Annotated in this window: 1 protein-coding gene; it reads right to left on the bottom strand. The window is 46.0% G+C overall.

What is annotated here, in order from left to right; all coding sequences use genetic code 11:
- Positions 1 to 231 precede the first annotated feature (231 nt).
- The gene (locus AACV78_RS15905; protein WP_194013160.1) at positions 232 to 999 is read right to left on the bottom strand and encodes a DUF429 domain-containing protein; all 768 of its coding nucleotides are present in this window, start codon (positions 997 to 999) and stop codon (positions 232 to 234) included.
- Positions 1,000 to 1,426 lie beyond the last annotated feature (427 nt).

The raw sequence follows: 1,426 nt of genomic DNA, 5'->3' as shown, positions 1-1,426 counted from the left end.
TCTCTTTATATTTCTCGTCACCCAATCAAAAACTCCAAGAATACCCGGTTTCTCGCCCCTTGCGTAAATCTCATAAACCAGTTTCTCTCTATATTTCTCGTCACCCAACCAAAAACTCAAAGATATCAAATGGGTTCTATATTTTGGCGATCAAAAATCTTCTCTCCCAATCTCCCAATCTCCCAATCTCCCCCTCTCCCAATCTCCCAATCTCCCCCTCTCCCCCTCTTGTTATCGAACTTGGGGAATCACAATGTATCCGTTTGCGCGATCGCCCAATACGAGATTCCGCTCGATTCCCCAGTACCACCAGTGCGCGCCAATATAAGCACACAGCACAGCATCTAGCTGGTCTTCCAAGGCTTTGAGGCTGGCGGTGCTGGTGGGGATTTCGGGGAGTTTTGAACCGCTGATGAAGGCTGATGAACGTTGATTTTTATTGGCGGCATTGGCGAGATTTAGGGATGGTTTGAGAGTCGGTAAAATATCTAAAATATACTGGTAGAGCTTCATTAATTCTAATTGACGTTCTGCCAGTTTTCCTTTTTTATATTTGATTATTCGCTCTAATTGAAATAGATTGATTGTGGCTGGATGGGGATAAACTTCTATTTGATAGCGCCCTAATTCTTGAGCCGTGATTGTTGGGGCGTGGACAAATCCTCTGGCTTCTAAACTGAGGCCGAATTCTACTGTTTTTTGGGCGAAGGGGCGGGAAAGGTTGGCGGGATAGCAGCCTGCGTGGTAGCGCCCGAAATGTTTGTGCGTGAGTTTGTCGGCGAGGCGCATTCCTGATGGATTGCTGATGATTGTGGGCGCGTCTACAGCGATGATGGCTGGTTCGGTTGGGGAGATTTGGGTGTCGATCCAGGTGAGGATGTCGTTGGTTGCTAAGAGGCGATCGCACTCGATTAATTGTAATTGATTGTTTTCCCAATTTAAGCAGCACAAACCGCTGGGTCCTGAACTCCAACCTAAATCGATGCCGATAAATTTCATAATATTTTAAAGTGATACCATTTTTCTAAAGATGTGGTGTAGATGAACTCTTAGCCCCCCCGAACTCGCGGGGGGGTTGGGGGGGGTAATATCTAGCGCTACTTTATGAAATTGGTATGAGTTTGGGAAGCGCGCTGAGACTAGAAACCCGGTTTTCTCGAATATCGTTCCTCTGGACAAACTATCGTAGAAACCGGGTTTTCGATCCATCTATCAGCCGCGATTATACATAAAAATGTAGCTGTAGATTAGGATGCGGCCGTGTCATATCAAATCCCGTAACATTGGAATGATTCAGATATATATTCTCGGACTCTGTGTACTCTGTGTACTAATAAGGTTAAATCACCTGACGATGCAAGTGGAAACGATATTAGAACTCTTGCAAAAATCCAAAGCACCCCACCCCAACCCTCCCCTCCCGCGG

Origin of the sequence: Tychonema sp. LEGE 07196 (assembly GCF_963890365.1) — a bacterium.
Classification (GTDB): domain Bacteria; phylum Cyanobacteriota; class Cyanobacteriia; order Cyanobacteriales; family Microcoleaceae; genus Microcoleus.
This window is presented reverse-complemented; position numbering and strand designations above follow the sequence as displayed.

Bases quoted from the DNA above. Each gene is read 5' to 3' on its own strand.
- AACV78_RS15905 (WP_194013160.1), bottom strand. From the start codon at position 999: ATGAAATTTATCGGCATCGATTTAGGTTGGAGTTCAGGACCCAGCGGT.